Genomic DNA, 17,048 nt, shown 5'->3' on the forward strand with positions numbered 1-17,048 from the left:
TATTTACTGTTAAAATATAAAATGTGTTTTTTTTAAAATGAAATGACAGTTCTGTTTGTATTGTTTTGATCATCAGTTAGGTGTGTGAAGTTTTGTGCTAACTAGAATATTTACATTACTTTTAATCCCAAATTATGATTAATTATATATCACACATTTTTTCCAACTCTTTTTTAAGAGTATTACTGTATATACTCATAAGCATCTATGTGATTTGGGTTGGGGTAGTGGTAGAACCAGATACTAGTAGTTATGTGGGGCTTTCCTTGATCACACCTCCTGGATATGGTACTTTTCTTTTTGTTTTTAGAAAAATATTTGGAGAGGATATATACTTTCCGATTGTTGTAGGTGTACAATTGGTAATCGGTTTTGTCTCTTGTATTTATCTTATTAAGACGATCAAAACGTTTTTTAAAGTTGATAAACGATGGTTATTCTTTTTAGATGTTATTTTACTAGCTCCAATAGTAATTCCAGAATTTTTAACGGTAAATAGAATAGTGACGCAAGGTTTAGCTTACCCTGGTTTTTTAGTTATAACAGCTTTTTTAATCCGGTTTCTTTTTGGTAACAATAAAAAAGATGTTTTCTTTTTACTGATTAGTATCTTTTTAATGCTGCTCATTCGAACTCAGTTTTTCTTTATCATTCCTGTTTTGTTAATATTATTCCTCTACAAATGGTATCAGACTAAAAACTTTAAGCGGTATGTATCTGTCATCATACTTTTTTTATGTTTGCCTGTTTTTGTGTCATTATCCCAAAAAACATTTAACTATATCGTTCAAGGGAAATATATAAACATTTCGAGTACAGGACTTCAGATAATGATCATGCCTTTCTTTGTTGCTGATGAAGCAGATTACAGGCTTTATGAAGATACCAAGACTCAGGAATATTATAAAAAGATGTATGCAATTGCCTATGATCGCAAGCTATTAGATGATTTTTATATTCCTTTAAATGATAATGTGTTTCATTATTTTGACTATAATTTTGTAAACATTTCTTATGGAGTGTTTTCTATAGAAGGAAGAAAGTTTTTAATGCCTTCTGATCCAGATTCTCACGATGCATTAATTGCTAATGATAAGATGCTAGTGAGTATGTGGCTACCTCTCGTTATAGATAACTTTTGGAAATGCGCAGATCTGTTTTACAAAAATGTAGCACATGCTTTTGGCGGGTTTTATATGATTTGGTTATCTCTCTTAGTTTTAATAGGATCTTTATATCTATACTATCGCTATAAAGAGAAATTAGCATTATTTGCTTTTGTATGCATATCGCTTACTTTTAGTAATATATTACTGATCTGTGTGGTACAACATAGTATTCCCAGATATCTTATTTACCATCAGTGGATGCTACCAGTTTTATTTATTTTAGTATTAGATAAGTTTATAAAATCGAAACAAGAAGATAAAGCCTAAGGTTCTATATGTTAAGACTGATGAACAACTTGTAAAGTGGTTTCGTATAAATCCAATTTCAATACTTTTGCTTTTAACCAGGCGTAAAAACTCATTACAAAAATATCTTCCTGATCTGCACTTTTTTGAATTAATGTATGTTCTATTTTAAATAGTAATTCTTCGGAATGAATAGTTTCAGGGTTAAAATAGAAGCTAGTGGCAAGAGATAAAAACTCAAGAGCACGATTTTCGTTATTGTTTACCAAGTAAGATCGGTGTTTTTTTCTAAAACTTTTGGTTCGTGATTCCACCAAGTCCAGATGATCCAGTTCTATGTGCAGTAATATTTCGGTTAGGTTTTTTTGTACTACCCAAATGATACCGGCTTTTTCGGTATACCAGGTATCACTATGATGTAATTGATTAAGTAGCCTTAGTGCTTCTTTAAACTTTGATTGTTGAAAATAAAATACGACTAACGTTAATTTTAGATCTAAAATGTAAGAAGTTTGGTCTTTAGTCTTCTGAAAATTAAAAGCTTCTAATGATGCAATTGCCTTAGTACCATTACCTGTATAATTGTAATTTAAAGTTTTTAACAATAGTAATTGAGGAAAAAATCTTTTGAAATATTTCTTTTTTTGTTTCTCCATTTGCTGTTCCATCAGTAACAGATACTTTTCGGAAACAGAGAAGTTTTTATTCCTAAAATAAGAATTAGCAACATAATATAAAATCTGTATATGGTAGAACAGATGTTTGTCTGTAAGTTGTTCTTTGGATTCAATTTGTTGATAGGTAGTTTCTACAAAAGAAAGAACGGAATAGAAGTTACGTGTTAGATTTGCTGCTTGATTTATGATCTCTAAAAGTTTGTAAAGAGATCTAAATGTTATGTCTCCTGTGATAGAGATGTCGAACTTATCTAACGATTTATGTATCTCTTGAGATATATTAATGTTGTTTTTCAAAAGTTTATCCTGAATATCTGCATAAAAAAGATTTAGATTTTCTTCTTGTCTTAGTAGGTTTTGGTTTTTTCTAAAATTTTCAATTAAAGTTTCTAGAGGAGTATTGGGATCTACATGAGCATATTGGATTCTGGTATAATGAATCTCATGCAAAAAGCTAAAAAGATCAAAGGCTTGTGCTTTTGATTCTGCTTTTTTTATGGTTTTTAAAGCTATTTTATATTGCTTTTGTTCAAAAAAGATTCTACTCGCCAACACTAGTTTAAAAATTTCCATTTCTTCTGAAGTCTCACTGTCAAAACTTTTAACAGCAATAAAATCAATCAAACTATCGTGTAATCTCTTGCAGAGTGCATGAAAAGCACCTTTTGCACTTTTTCCATATAACCTTATGTCTATATCTTTTTGTTCTGGAAACTTATCTAATAGTTTAAATAGTTGAATGTTCTTGGTGTCGTTTCTTTTGTTTTTATGTTTTAGATGCTGAATAAAACTTTGTTTCTCTTCACTAGATAAAGTCGCAATTATAGAAGATAAAGTGTTCATTATATCGTAAGTAATAATGATTTAAAAATACTGTAAATATTGATTAAATAGATAATATTTTAAAAATATATCGTAAGTTTTTTGTAAAAATTGAATTGAGAAGCTGAGGTAGAGGTTGCAAATTTGTCCTGTTCAAAACAAACAATTGAAATAATTAATCATCAAAATCAATTATTATGGACTACAAGTTTAGTAACGATGTAACAGAAGAAATCGTAAACGAAAACATCGAAAAACACGAAACAAAAGTATATGATCAAAAACCAACCCCAGCTTTTATTGGCGCTTCATGGGTGGCATTATTAGCAGGAATGGTGTCTTTCTGTACCGGTCTTTGGAATGCAGAAATGGCTCTTAACGAAAAAGGGTATTACTTTACCATTCTTTTATTTGGTTTATTCTCCGCAGTATCCGTACAGAAAAATGTGCGAGATAAGCTAGAAGGAGTGCAAGTAACGGAGATCTATTATGGGATCAGTTGGTTTGCTGCTTTGGCTTCGATTATCTTATTAATTATCGGATTATGGAATGCTGATCTGGATCTAAGTGAAAAAGGGTTCTACGGAATGTCATTTACACTTAGTTTGTTCGCAGCAATTGCAGTACAAAAGAATACACGAGATAAAAAATTCATAGAAAACAGGGAGTTATAATTGGAAATTCAATCAAAAGGAGGAGTCACTATTGTGTGGCTCCTTGTTTTGATGATTAGAGAAGGCAGCTACAACGCTGTGGCTGTCTTTTTATCAGTATAGTATCTTCTACTTAACCACAAAATCAAACTATTTTGAAAAAAGAAAATATAGGGGCTGTTTTATTATTTGTACTAGGAGTGATGGCGGTTTTGATACTTTTTTATATTGATCCCATTCCTCAAGATGAAGCATATCACATGTTCAGTGATAGAAGAAGTATTATGAATATTCCGAACTGTTGGAATGTAATTTCTAATTACCCTTTTGTGATTGTTGGAGGTCTAGGTGTAATATATTTTACAAGAAATAACAAATTACATTTTTCATATATGTTACTTTTTTTGGGGGTAATATTGATAGCAGTAGGTTCAGGATATTATCACTTATTTCCAAGTTCATATTCATTGGTTTGGGATCGATTACCAATGACTATTGTATTTATGACGTTGTTTTCTATAATCATTAGGGAATTTATATCTGTAAGACTTGGAAGATTGATGTTATTACCTCTTATTCTAATTGGTTTAAGTTCTATACTCTATTGGGTATATGGAGAATCAGGTGATTTAAGGTTTTATGGTTTAATTCAGTTTTATCCAATGGTAGCAATTCCTGTCATTCTTATTTTCTTTAAATCCAAATACACTAAAGGACTGGAATATTGGGTGCTATTAGTGTTTTATATGGCTGCTAAAGTTTTGGAACATTTCGATGATCAAGTTTATCAATTTTTAGGATTTATCAGTGGACATTCATTAAAGCATATTCTAGCGGCGACTGGTCTTTATTTTTTATTGAGTTTTTATAAGAAAAGAACGGAATTAGGAGAAAAGAGTTTTAAAGTCTCTTCTAATTCAAATTCTTTATCAGAACAGTTTTTTCCGAAATAATGATAATGTTAGAAAGCAATTTTATCATCTAATAATAACTAATAATCATGAGTCTTAAATTTCACAAAGAATTACAACAGCTAGTTGCAGATCAGGTGATTTCTGAAGATATATCTAATAAGATATCAGAATACTATGATCAAAAAAGGCGTAGGCAACCAAACAAGTTATTTACCATATTTGGTATTTTTGGTTCTCTATTAATAGGTTCTGGAATTATACTTATGCTAGCACATAATTGGGATGATTTTTCCAGAATGACCAAAACCATATTAGCATTTTTTCCATTAGTCTTAGGGCAATTGATTGCTGGATATGCTATTCTAAAGGATAAAAGTCGTACTTGGAAAGAAGCTTCAGGGACCTTTTTGTTTTTTGCAGTAGGAGCAAGCATATCTCTCATAAGTCAGATATATAATATTTCTGGAGATTTAGGTGATTTCTTAAAAACCTGGACATTGCTTTGTCTTCCGCTTTTATATCTACTTCGTTCTCATGCAGTAGGATTATTAGTTATTCTCTTGGGTACGTATTATGCTGTAGAGGTAGGGATATGGAGCTATAGAAGTAATAATACTCCTTGGTTCTATATTTTATTTGTTCTTGGAGTACTTCCGCACTATTGGTTTCAGGTTAGAAAACACATTACTGCAAACACGACTACTATTTTTAATTGGATATTGTCCGCTAGTTTTATGGTTGGTTTAGGAGCGTTTATTAGTAATAACAGTGAATTAGGATTTGTAATGTATGTTACGCTGTTTGGAATATTTTATAATATTGGGAAATTACCAGCTTTTCAAAAAATAAGAACGCTTAGAAATGGATTCTTAATACTGGGTTCTCTAGGAACAATAACCCTTCTCATGATATTCACCTTTAAATGGCCTTGGGAAGAGCTTTTTGATACATGGGTATATCATTCTCAGGAATTCTACATTTCATGCTTTTTTGGAGTAATAGCAGTATTGTTCCTGTGTTACACCATTATTAAAAAAGGAGTGCAATCTGTCAATCTTTTTCAGGTGTCATTTATACTTTTTTGGATGTTATTCTTTTTAGTGGCAGCGAATCCTTTTATCGCTATGATCTGTACAAATATTTTGGTATTTATCTTAGGAATAACTGCAATTAAGATTGGATCTGATAAGTTGAATTTTGGAATTCTTAATTATGGATTATTGATCGTTTCTATTCTTATTATTTGCAGGTTTTTCGACACTGATATGAGTTTTGTGATTAGAGGGCTGTTGTTTGTCATTGTAGGAGCTGGTTTTTTCTTTACCAATTACCTTATGCTGAAAAAGCAACGAAAAAGCCAAACTATGTAAAAGTTGAAAAGTAAATATATAAAGAGAACATTGGGGAGTTTAGAAATTACCTCATAAGAGGAAATGATTATTCGTAAATTCTATCTAACACTTGAAAAAAAACTAAAATATAATAAGATGAAAGTTATTTATTTATTCATACTCTTTATGATCGTTGCTTTGGCACAAATCTTTGTTCCATTGCATATGATTGTTGATAAAGAAGATACGTTAATGTCTGGAGTTGCGTATAAATTCAAAACCCGACCTATCGATCCTACAGATCCGTTTAGAGGAAAATATATAACCCTACAATATGAAATGGATCATTTCGAAACAAAAGATTCTACCTATGTGGTAGGTGAGGAAATATATATTTATCTCAAAAAGGATGAACAGGGTTTTGCTGAAATTTCACAAATAAGTAAAGAACCTTTGGAGATTTCAAAAGATTATGTGACTGCAAGAGTTAGTTACTATTATGATAATAAAGTGAATTTTCATTTGCCTTTTAATACATTTTATATGGAAGAAACCAAAGCGTATGATGCAGAGGTTGCTTATACCAAGGCAAATAGAGATAGTTTGCCTATTAATGTATATGCTTTGGTGTATATAAAGGACGATGAAGCTGTTCTTAAGGATGTGTACATATACGATATGCCTATTCAAGAATATGTGGAAAAATAAAAAAATTGAATAGCGGATTAAACCTTTTTAAAAACTGATGGTCATAGTATTGAAAACGAAAAAGTAGAGAATTATGAAGACATTATTTAAAACATCGGTATTCGGGCTTTTATTATTAGTATTTACAACATCTTGTGCTACAACTGTACGCCTACGTCCAGCAAACAAAGTGGTGGTAACCAAAGTACATAATCCAAGAGTTGTAGTTCATAAAAATGTAAAGTACTATCGAAGTGGTGGTGTCTGGTATGTTAAAAAGAATAGAAGGTATGCTGCCGTTGCCGCTCCAGTTGGAGTGAGAGTAAAAACATTACCTACTGGATACAGAGTAGTAAAAGTTCGAGGAGTAAAGTATTATAGATATAAAGGTGTTTACTACAAAAGAACCGGAAGGAACTATGTAGTAGTAAATGTATAGTATATGAAAAGTTGAGTTGGTTAGTTTAGTTAAGTAAGATTCCTTGAGGTTTTGTGTGAGACCTCAAGGTTTTTTTATTACCACGCTTCTTCAATTTTTATACGTTCACCGTTTCGGTAAGAAGCAATAAAAGCTCCTCTAAATCCTAGGCGCACTATTTCTCTTCTAAACTTTTTGGCTTCTGCTAATGAAGCAAAATTACCAAGAGCATATTTATTGAAACTGCCTGCTTTGATTTCTCTAAAATTCACAAATTTATCAGAATACATGGATAGATCTTTCTTTTCAAAAGCACCTATCTGTACGGCATATACTAATTCATTTTGAAGCGAAGCTTTCTCTTTTTCTTCTTGAGTATCCGAACCTTCGTCAGAAGCATTGATCTCCTGATCCATAGATAGGTTTTTGATAGTGTCTTCTAATTCTGCAATTTTATTATTAAGAATATCTGTTTGTGCTTTTGCTTCACTTTTAGAAATTACACTGTCAGAAGTATTAAACTGCATAAAGTAAATAGTACCTGCTACTCCTAAAAGAGCAACAAATCCAAGAATAATCGTTGCTATTTTAAATTTTCGAGTGTTTTCCTGTTCTTCTTTAAGAGCTTTCGTATGAGCATAGTTAGTTACTCTTTTTTCTTCTTTAGCATCATCTATCTGAACCTGAAAGTCTAGTAGTTCATCATCACTGATATAAGGCATGAGTCGTGGTTTTAATGTCTTCAAATATAGGTGATTATTACTTTATGCAAAAATTAAATTACTGATAAACCGTAACAGTTGCTGAATACTGCTTTGTGTCGAAAGCAAATAATTGTGAGAATAGCAACGTTTTTGAAGAGTATTTCTAAGAAAAAACAGTCTAAAATTGTAAGATTTTTTCTTTAAAAAAGCACGACTTTTTGATTTTGTGATACGCATACCGTCATTTAATTACATCATATCGAATACTTGTAAAATCTGGAAATATAATGAGTATTGAAACGTTATTACTTTTTCGGTATTCTATTTTTACAATCCACCCACCCTAAGTCGAAAATAGAATACGGTCATATTTGCTATTAACCAAAACTTAACCAACGTGAACACAAGAATACATGTGATTTTTTTGTTCGTACTAACGCTAGGTGCGAACAGTATTTTTTCTCAAAGTAATTTAGTCTTAGAAGTAGATGGTGGAGGTTCGAATACTGTTTGTTTCGGATCTAATATTCAGATAAACGCCATCGCTACTCCTCAAAATGATAATTACGAATATTTTTGGAGAAATGTGACTACAGGAGCTGAGATAAAAAGAGAAGTAGGCGATCCAGGAACTTTTCATTTTTTCGGATTAATTCAACAAACTTTTACCATAGAAGTGCAGGTTTCTGGTGGTGGAGGTTTTGCTTCAAGTACAATTGAAATTATTGTTGAAGATCCTCCAAATCCAGGAACGGAAGGTAACTTGTTATTATGTAATATAACGGGTACAGTAGATCTTTTTACTTTATTACAAGGTAATCCGGATACAGGAGGAACATGGAATCCTCCATTATCTGGTGGTGGAGGTAATTTTGTAGTAGGTACAGATACTCCAGGTGAATACTTATACTCCGTAGCGGGAACAGCAATCTGTGGGGGTAGTTCTGCTAGGGTGGTTGTGAGAGAATGTACTGATGATGATTTTGATAATGATGGAGTATTGAATGATGTTGATTTGGATGATGATAATGATGGAATTTTAGATGCCGTTGAAAATGGAACTTGTACTGATCCTAGTGATCTTACAGAAATTTTACCTTTAGTTGATAATGATTTTGGAACTGGACTTACTCCTACTACAGATCCAAATATAGTGGGACATACATATACGGCTATTTGGCCTAATGATGGTCAATATAACGTAGGTACTTCTAACTTTTTCTTGAATTCTGCTAATTTTGATGTATTCTTTGTTGCAACCAATGCAAATCCAATTGCGAACTCAGATGGTGGAGGTGATGTAAATGGAAGATACCTGGCTATGAATATAGCACTCAACTACGTAAATCAACCAATTTATCAAATAGAAAATATACCGATAGTTAACGGCTCTGATTATAATTTTAGAATCGATTTAGCAGGATTGTGCGATGATCCTGGTCAATGTTTTAACGAGCCAATACTAAGACTGGAGCTTATTGATCAAAATTTACCAGCAGGATCACCACCTATTTTCACAGAGACTTCTGCAGGTTTAGGAGTAGCTAATGATGATATCTGGCGAACGTTATTACTTAATTTTACAGCTACTTCTACCACTTTTTTAACTCTACGAATAATTAACGAGCAACCTTTAGGAAATAATGGAAATGATATAGGTATAGATAATGTTCGTTTTGCCGAATTGGGATGTGATTTTGATTTTGATGAAATACCTAATTCGTTAGATTTGGATAATGATAATGATGGGATTTACGACATTGTTGAAGCTGGTTTTGGTAATCTGGATGTAAACGGAGATGGTATTGTAGATGGTGCTGTTGATGCTAACGGTGTTCCTGTTGCGGCAGCAGGAGGATTAACTCCGGTTAATACTGATGGAACTGGTTTTCCAGATTATCAGGATATTGATTCTGATGATGATGGTATTCAAGATAATATTGAAGCACAATTAACGGTAGGATATGTAGCTCCAAGTGGAAACGATTCAGATCGAGATGGTGTTGATGATGCATATGATTCACCAAATTCTATCACCCCTATAGATACTGATATCGATGGAACTCCTGATTATTTAGATCTTAACTCGGATGATGATTGTTTGGATGATACGGATGAAGCCTACGATATTGATCAGGATGGAGTTTCTGATATTTCTTTTAGTGGGAATGATTCGGATACAGATGGTATGGATGACGCCTTTGATACGATTGCATTGGGCATGACTACACCAATTTCAAATCCTACTGATGGAGGCGAAGTAGCTGCAAATTTCCCAGATAATCATAACCCAGGAAATGACGTAGATTACAGAGAAGAGTTTACAGAAATTGATGAAATGGTTTCGGTAGATGGATGTGCAAATGGGATTCCAACTGTTAACTTGTTTGATGAGTTGATGGATGCTCAAATTCCTGGGGGTACTTGGACAGGACCAGCAGGAGCACCACCATTATCTAATGGAGAATTAGGTACATTTGACGCGAATGTAAATGTTTCAGGAGTATATGTATATACATTGCCTGTTATTGGGGGATGTCCTCCAAGAAGAGCAGAAGTTACAGTAACGATTGTTTCAGTTCCTGACGCAGGTATGGACGGCATACTAGAGTTTTGTGTCGGAGATGCTGCAAGCGATCTTTTTGATAGTTTAACAGGTACTCCAGAAATTGGAGGTGTTTGGACAGATCCTTCAGGAGCTCAATTCGGTGCAGATGACAGAGGAACTTTCGATCCTGCTACTGATCCTGTTGGTACATATGTTTATACCGTAGGGACAAGTGGTTGCTCGAGATCTGCAATGGTGGACGTAAGTCAAAACACTAGTGCCAATGCTGGAGAGGACGGTGCAATTGATTTTTGTTCTAATGATGGTGTAACTGATTTATTTGATAGTCTTAATGGTACTCCAAGTACAGGTGGTTCTTGGACAGATCCAAATAATAATCCTTTTGGTGCAGATGACAGAGGTACTATAGATCCTTCTGTAGCTGCTGCATTATCTGGTGATTATACCTACACAGTTTCTAGTGGCGGATGTACCGATACTGCGATCGTTACGGTTACAATAAGTGAAGTGCCAACTTTAGCGTTAGGAACCACTACTTGTGCTGCTGACCGAGCAACTTATAATATTTCATTTACTACCAATGGTACTTGGGATATTTCTACAGACCCACCGAATGAAGGCGTTGTGGATGTTGCTAATTCAATGATAACAGGTGTTACAGCGGGAGTTGATCTTATTGTAATAGCTATGAATCCTGCTAATACTGCTTGTGAGGAAACGCTAGTGGTTACAGCACCAGATTGTAGTTGTCCAACAATAGCTGAGCCTACAAATCCAACTAACGAGAGTATATGTGTTGGTTCTCTCGCACCAACATTATCTGTAGATGTGTTGGCTGGTCAAACAGCAAATTGGTATGATTCGAATGGGAATTCGCTGATTATGAATAGTACTACATACACACCTACGGATACCGCAGTTGGAAACTATATTTATCGCGTAGAAGCGTTGGATATTGCGGAAAACTGTGTAAGTAGTCAAATAGAAGTAACGTATGATATTTTGGATATTCCAGTAGTAGATCCTATGGATCCCGTAAATGCATGTGAATCTTATGTGTTGCCTACATTATCTGTGGGGAATTATTTTACGGCAGTGAATGGAGGCGGTACTCAACTTAATGCGGGGGACATTATATCTACGACTCAGGTAATATATGTGTATGCTGAAACGGGAACAACCCCAAATTGTTTCGATGAAGAACAACTGGATATTACCATTAATCCTTTACCTAATCCGATAGCTCCTGTAAATACCGGAGATCGTTTTTGCGATAGTTATGTGTTGCCGGCGCTGCAGAGTGGACAAGCATATTATACTAGTTCTAATGGTAGCGGAACTCAACTCAACGCGGGAGATGTAATTCAGGTTAGCCAAACTGTGTTTTTAAGAGAAGTCGATAGTAATGGTTGTGAGAATGAAGTAGCATTTTTTGTAGAGATAGTAGATCTTGAAGAGCTAGAACTAGAATCCGGGATTATCTGTGCTGGTCCAATTACATTTACTTCTTTTTTGATAGATACGGAATTGAATGATAATGAATTTTCGTTTGAGTGGAGTTTTGAAGGAACAGTAATTCCTGGAGCTACACAATCTGCATACGATGCTTCACAAGCGGGAACATATACTGTTACCTATACTGATGTAGTGTCCATGTGTACAGCAACTTCAGAAGTAATCATCACAGGAATAAATGATCCACAGAGCATGGATTTAGATCTTTCATCTGGAGACTTTTCGGATAGCACTAATATTACGGCCACTGTTGTAGGTGATAGCACGTATGAATATATTTTAGATGGAGGTAGTCCACAGAGTAGTAATGTATTTAATAATGTGCTTCCAGGATTACACGAAGTAACTGCAATAGATGTTAATGGCTGTGGTTCTATTACTGCTTCTATTTTTGTAGTAGGTTTCCCTACTTTCTTTACACCTAATAATGATGGAAGAAATGATCAATGGGGAGTGATTGGTGATGCAGATACACCAGAAATGGATATTTATATTTTTGATCGATACGGGAAACTTTTGCAACAGCTAAATAATGATAATCAATGGGATGGAACGTATGCTGGAAGACCTATGCCAGCAACAGACTATTGGTTTGTCGCAGAGTTTAAAGATGGTTCAGCGACCTTTAGAAGACACTTTACATTAAAACGATAATAGGAGCTTTTTCTTCTTTCAAAATAAAAAAAATGAAACTTACAAAAATATATATAGTAATAGTAGTCTTATTCGTTATGAAAATTGGAGTAGCTCAGGAAGGGTTGTCCATATATTCGGATTATCTTACGGATAATTATTATTTGTTACACCCATCAATGGCAGGAGCATCCAATTGTTCTCAGGTAAGATTAACTGGTCGTAGAAATTGGCTTGGAGAAGAAGACAGTCCAGGATTATATACTGCTGCCTATAATGGTAGAATTGGAGATTCTCAATCTGGAATAGGAGCTATTGTTTACAATGATAAAAATGGATTTTCTTCTCAAACAGGAGGGTATGTGACATATGCGCATCATTTAATGTTTTCTAGAAGTGAAGTAGATCTGAATCAACTTTCTTTTGGATTAAGTGCTGGTATCATCCAATACAGACTAGATCAAACAAGGTTTGATCCCAATGATCCTTTAGTTGGACCTGGATCAATAAGCGAAAGCGAGTTTAACATAGATGCTGGATTTTCGTATAATTTATATAATTTCTACACGCACGTAACCGTAAAAAACCTTTTGAAAAATTCTGGGGTAAACAATGATTTGCAGGTAACCAATAACTTAAGGAATTATTTAGTTTCGGTGGGATACGTTATTGACCGTCCTGGAAAGACATTCTCCTATGAACCTTCTATTTTATTTTCACATAGAGATGGAGTTTCCCAGTCCACTATTGATTTTAATTTAAAAGTATATAGCGATCTAAGTTTTGGAAAACTATGGGGAGGATTGTCTTATAGAAGAAGTTTTGATTCTATAGATTTTGTAGAAGGTGAAGAAATAAGAAGTCAAACACTGAATTTTGTAACTCCTTTTATCGGTGTTAATTATGGAAAGTTCATGTTTGCTTATACGTATTCATATCAATCGAATCCAGTTACTTTTAATAGTGGTGGTTTTCACCAAATTACATTGGGAATTGATTTTTCTTGTAGAGAAAAGAAATATGCTTGCTACTGTCCTTGGGTGGAGTAATGACTTATACTTGAGTAGGTTCTAATTTTATGTTATCTAAAGATTACTATTCGGAGAATATTGTCTATTGGTTTTGATCTTTTTTTAAAGAAGGGATAACATCAAGTTTATTGTGGTAAAATATTTTTGAAGGAAAAATATACACAATGAATAGAAGGAACTTTTTTGAAAAATCTTTGTTGGCTGCCGGTGGCTTTATGATCGCTCCTATGTACATCAGTTGTAATAGTGATGATGATATGGATATTAATATTCCAGATCTTAGTACAGACAACTTTTTGGAAGGTGTAGCTAGTTTTGATCCAACAGATTCTAAAGTTATTATATGGACACGCTTTACTCCCAATTCAGGAACTGCAAATGTGACTATTAATTGGCAGGTAGCTACAGATAATAATTTTAATGATATAGTTCGTAGTGGCGAGTTTATAACAGGTGAAGATCGTGATTATACGGTAGCGATCGATGTTCAGGAATTACCTTCTAACAGTAAGTACTATTATCGTTTCTTTGATTTAGAATCCCAAACTTCTTCTGTAATTGGAGAAACTATAACATTACCCAAGGTTGGAGATACCGTAAATGATATAAAACTAGCAGCATGTTCTTGTGCTAATTTTGCAGCTGGTTTGTTTAACGTGTATGGGGCAATGGCTAATTCTGATGTGGATGTGATCGTGCATTTAGGAGATTACATTTATGAATATGGAGAAGGAGAATACGGTACTAACGAAAATACTGTTGCCTTGGATAGAGTTCATAAACCAGCAAATGAAATCTTGTCCTTAAGTGATTATCGTGCGAGATATAAACAATATAGAGGTGATAAGCAGTTGCAGTTAGCACATCAAAAGAAACCCTTTATCTGCGTGTGGGATGATCATGAGATAACCAATGATGCTTATGTAGATGGCGCAGAAAATCACCAAGATAATGAAGGTTCTTATGAAACAAGAAAACAAATTGCTATTCAGGTGTATAGCGAGTTTTTACCGCTTAGATCAACGGATCCGGCTAAAATTTATAGGACGTTTGATTTTGGTAGTATTTTAAGTTTGCATATGCTAGACACCCGAATTATTGGTAGAGATAAGCAATTGTCTTATAATGATTTCTTCGATCCGAGTACAGGACTCGATGCAGCAGCATTTCAGACAGCATTGCAAGATCCAAGTAGGACATTATTAGGATCGGAACAATTAAGTTGGTTATCAGGGGTAGTTTCGGGTAGTAGTGCGAATTGGCAAGTCTTGGGTCAGCAGGTACTCATGGGTAAAATGTTTATGCCAGCAGAATTGCTAATACTTATTGGCACGTTAGTAGCGGAAATAGGTGCTTTGGGAAGTGCTACTCCAGAAACCGCAGCGGCATTCCAAACGGCGCTAACAGAGTTGACTGCTATTAAATCAAGATTGTTAGCTGGAGATACTACGCTTACTGCAGAAGAAATCGCAAGAGTTCAATCAGTTGTTCCGTATAACTTAGATGCATGGGATGGATATTTTATGGAGCGAGAACAGCTTTTTGTAATATTAGGCGATAAGAAAACCGTTTGTCTAGCTGGAGATACTCATAATGCTTGGTATAGTCAACTAAAAGATGCAACTGGAAAAGAAATAGGAGTGGAGTTTGCAACTTCTTCTGTAACTTCTCCAGGATTTGAAGGATTTTTAGGAGTAGATGCTAATCAGGCAATTGGTTTTCAGCAGGCTTTACAGTTATTAATAGATGATTTACAATATATGGACGCTACCCAAAGAGGTTTCCTGAAAGTAACATTTACGTCGGGTAGTAGTCAGGCAGAATGGAATTATATCAATACCATTTCACAAGAAGATTATACGGTTACTGTTGGGGAGACAGTTTCGTATAGCTAGTTTTTATTTATTAGAATTAAAAACGCAACCTATTTAGGTTGCGTTTTTTGTTTTTTTAAACTTTGAGGTTCTTAATCTGCAGAACAATTGGTAAGATCTTTACAAAAACTAAGAAGATCTTCTTGATTGTTTTTGTAAGTCTTGCTAGCAACTTTTTCTTGTACAGAAGGACAACCCTCTGCTAGTTTGGTTAGATTCTTTTTAAAGCCAAACACATAACCTGCAGACATAGTAGATTTTCCTTTTTCTGCACCAGCTGGCATAATAACCAATTCTTTATTATTAAAAAGATATAGGTTGATCTTTTCAGATTCAAAAAGAACTTTACAAAGCTTATCGGTAGCACCTCCTAAAACCATCTGATCAACATCTACAGCTCCGCCTTTTATAGAAGATTCCTTAAATTTTATATTTCTATAGTGATCTCCATCTACAAATACTAACTGACTACACTTTTTAGCTTTTCTTACTCTGGTGCCAAATGGTTTTCCTTCTTTATCGTACTCTACCGTTTTTAATGAGTACGCAATTTTGTTCATATCAGAAGTTTTAATATCAACCAATAGTGTGTCATTTTCTTTAGTGATTAAGTAAGCTTTGTTTACTTCTATGTCTGTAAGTTCAGTAGCTTCATTTTCATCGGTTTGATTACTTAGATCTTCTGTTTTTACATCAAAATGACGTGTTTTTGTTTTGTTGGCTTCAAAATCCTTGATGAGGTCGTCTGCAATTTCATTTAGATATCTACCATCAGATTTATCGTAATCATTATCGATTAGTTTCTGTGCATACTCTTTAACTTTTTCTGGCATGTCTAGGTAGTAATATATTTTTCCGATGTTATAATAACTTGCATATCGAATTTTTCTTATTTTTCTTTTATCACCTTCGTACCTAGGAATTACTCCGTTAAAGTATTCGATTACGGATTGTAGTTCTGTCTTTATAGAATCCACAGGTTGGTTATGCTGCATGGTTGAAAAAACGGTTTTTAATTTCTCATATGCCTCTTGATGCTTTGCATATTCTGGATGTTTCTTGCTTTTTAAAATCCAGAAAAACTCTCTTTCATGCGTTTCGATATCGTATCCGTAGGTATTAATCAAATGCCTTCTTGCCGAGTTTAGAAATTGATTTTTGTGATCATTTCTATATTTATCTCGTAAATTATGACGATTATTATTATAATAATCTTGTGCCTTTTTATAAGTTGTAAATTCTCCACTAGCATAATCCTCGCTTTCGGAGTATGACTTTTCATAAGATTCGGCGTTTGTACCATTATTTACAGACAGTGTTGCCGATGATGAGTATGTTGTCTTAACGATGTACGTATAACTTGTAGATAATACTTTTCCTTCTTTGTCTTTTTTCTCGTGTTTTTCTTTTTTGATATCTACTGTTCCGATTTTGGTTCCATGAAACTTGTAGTTTATATCCAATGAACCACCGCTTTTTAGCTTCTTAAAACCAGGTATCGTAATACTCCCAATGTTAATGGAATATGTTCTTTTTGTGTTGTCTAGAATAGGTTTAGAGGGTAAGTTAACATAGGAAGTTCTGAAATTTTCTCTATCTAGATTTGTTCTTTGAGATAGTGCGATCGTACAGCAAAGTAATGCCGAGACAAAAGTAAAAATTCGAATCATTTGAATGGGGCTTAATGTTAAATAAATCTTAAAATCAAAGCGGCAAAAATAGTATAAATATTTAAAAAACAAAGGATAAAAGAAACGGAACCTATTGTTAGGTTCCGTTTTGTATTATATTATCAAACATTTTCT

12 protein-coding genes are annotated in these 17,048 nt (G+C 33.8%); 9 read left to right on the plus strand and 3 right to left on the minus strand.

Translation table 11 applies throughout. The features are described 5' to 3' along the window. Positions 1-134 precede the first annotated feature (134 nt). The gene (locus Q1B37_RS11110) at positions 135-1,436 is read left to right on the plus strand and encodes a hypothetical protein (RefSeq protein ID WP_299898648.1); all 1,302 of its coding nucleotides are present in this window, start codon (positions 135-137) and stop codon (positions 1,434-1,436) included. 11 nt (positions 1,437-1,447) lie between these two features. Here the strand turns inward: Q1B37_RS11110 and Q1B37_RS11115 are convergent, their stop codons facing one another. After that, positions 1,448-2,935, minus strand: coding sequence for a hypothetical protein (locus Q1B37_RS11115; RefSeq protein WP_299898650.1), 1,488 nt, complete (start codon positions 2,933-2,935; stop codon positions 1,448-1,450). A 176-nt stretch (positions 2,936-3,111) separates the two neighbouring features. Between Q1B37_RS11115 and yiaA the strand changes: the two genes are divergently transcribed. The 5 genes from yiaA to Q1B37_RS11140 all read left to right on the plus strand — a co-directional run bounded on the left by yiaA (position 3,112) and on the right by Q1B37_RS11140 (position 6,938). Further along, positions 3,112-3,588, plus strand: a complete 477-nt coding sequence (gene yiaA / locus Q1B37_RS11120) for an inner membrane protein YiaA (RefSeq protein ID WP_299610641.1) — start codon at positions 3,112-3,114, stop codon at positions 3,586-3,588. 134 nt (positions 3,589-3,722) lie between these two features. Beyond that, positions 3,723-4,520: a ceramidase domain-containing protein gene (locus tag Q1B37_RS11125; protein ID WP_299898652.1), complete on the plus strand. Its 798-nt coding sequence runs from the start codon at positions 3,723-3,725 to the stop codon at positions 4,518-4,520. Positions 4,521-4,567: 47 nt separating this feature from the next. Beyond that, the gene (locus Q1B37_RS11130; RefSeq protein WP_299898654.1) at positions 4,568-5,851 is read left to right on the plus strand and encodes a DUF2157 domain-containing protein; all 1,284 of its coding nucleotides are present in this window, start codon (positions 4,568-4,570) and stop codon (positions 5,849-5,851) included. Between the two features lie 117 nt (positions 5,852-5,968). Then, positions 5,969-6,520: a GDYXXLXY domain-containing protein gene (locus Q1B37_RS11135; protein ID WP_299898656.1), complete on the plus strand. Its 552-nt coding sequence runs from the start codon at positions 5,969-5,971 to the stop codon at positions 6,518-6,520. Positions 6,521-6,593: 73 nt separating this feature from the next. Continuing rightward, positions 6,594-6,938, plus strand: coding sequence for a DUF6515 family protein (locus tag Q1B37_RS11140; protein ID WP_299898657.1), 345 nt, complete (start codon positions 6,594-6,596; stop codon positions 6,936-6,938). Positions 6,939-7,015: 77 nt separating this feature from the next. Here Q1B37_RS11140 and Q1B37_RS11145 read toward each other — a convergent pair whose 3' ends face one another. Next, complete coding sequence (locus Q1B37_RS11145; protein ID WP_299898660.1) at positions 7,016-7,639, minus strand: SPOR domain-containing protein; 624 nt, start codon at positions 7,637-7,639, stop codon at positions 7,016-7,018. 379 nt (positions 7,640-8,018) lie between these two features. Between Q1B37_RS11145 and Q1B37_RS11150 the strand changes: the two genes are divergently transcribed. The 3 genes from Q1B37_RS11150 to Q1B37_RS11160 all read left to right on the plus strand — a co-directional run bounded on the left by Q1B37_RS11150 (position 8,019) and on the right by Q1B37_RS11160 (position 15,264). Beyond that, positions 8,019-12,359, plus strand: a complete 4,341-nt coding sequence (locus tag Q1B37_RS11150) for a T9SS type B sorting domain-containing protein (RefSeq protein WP_299898662.1) — start codon at positions 8,019-8,021, stop codon at positions 12,357-12,359. 32 nt (positions 12,360-12,391) lie between these two features. Beyond that, on the plus strand, positions 12,392-13,387 hold the full coding sequence (locus Q1B37_RS11155) for a type IX secretion system membrane protein PorP/SprF (protein ID WP_299610658.1): 996 nt from the start codon (positions 12,392-12,394) through the stop codon (positions 13,385-13,387). A 146-nt stretch (positions 13,388-13,533) separates the two neighbouring features. Beyond that, positions 13,534-15,264 carry an alkaline phosphatase D family protein gene (locus tag Q1B37_RS11160; protein WP_299898664.1) on the plus strand — a complete coding sequence of 577 codons (1,731 nt, stop codon included), beginning with the start codon at positions 13,534-13,536 and terminating at the stop codon, positions 15,262-15,264. Positions 15,265-15,335: 71 nt separating this feature from the next. Here the strand turns inward: Q1B37_RS11160 and Q1B37_RS11165 are convergent, their stop codons facing one another. After that, positions 15,336-16,913: a hypothetical protein gene (locus Q1B37_RS11165; protein WP_299898666.1), complete on the minus strand. Its 1,578-nt coding sequence runs from the start codon at positions 16,911-16,913 to the stop codon at positions 15,336-15,338. Positions 16,914-17,048: the final 135 nt, after the last annotated feature.

The sequence above is a fragment of the uncultured Aquimarina sp. genome (genome assembly GCF_947492965.1).
GTDB lineage: Bacteria > Bacteroidota > Bacteroidia > Flavobacteriales > Flavobacteriaceae > Aquimarina.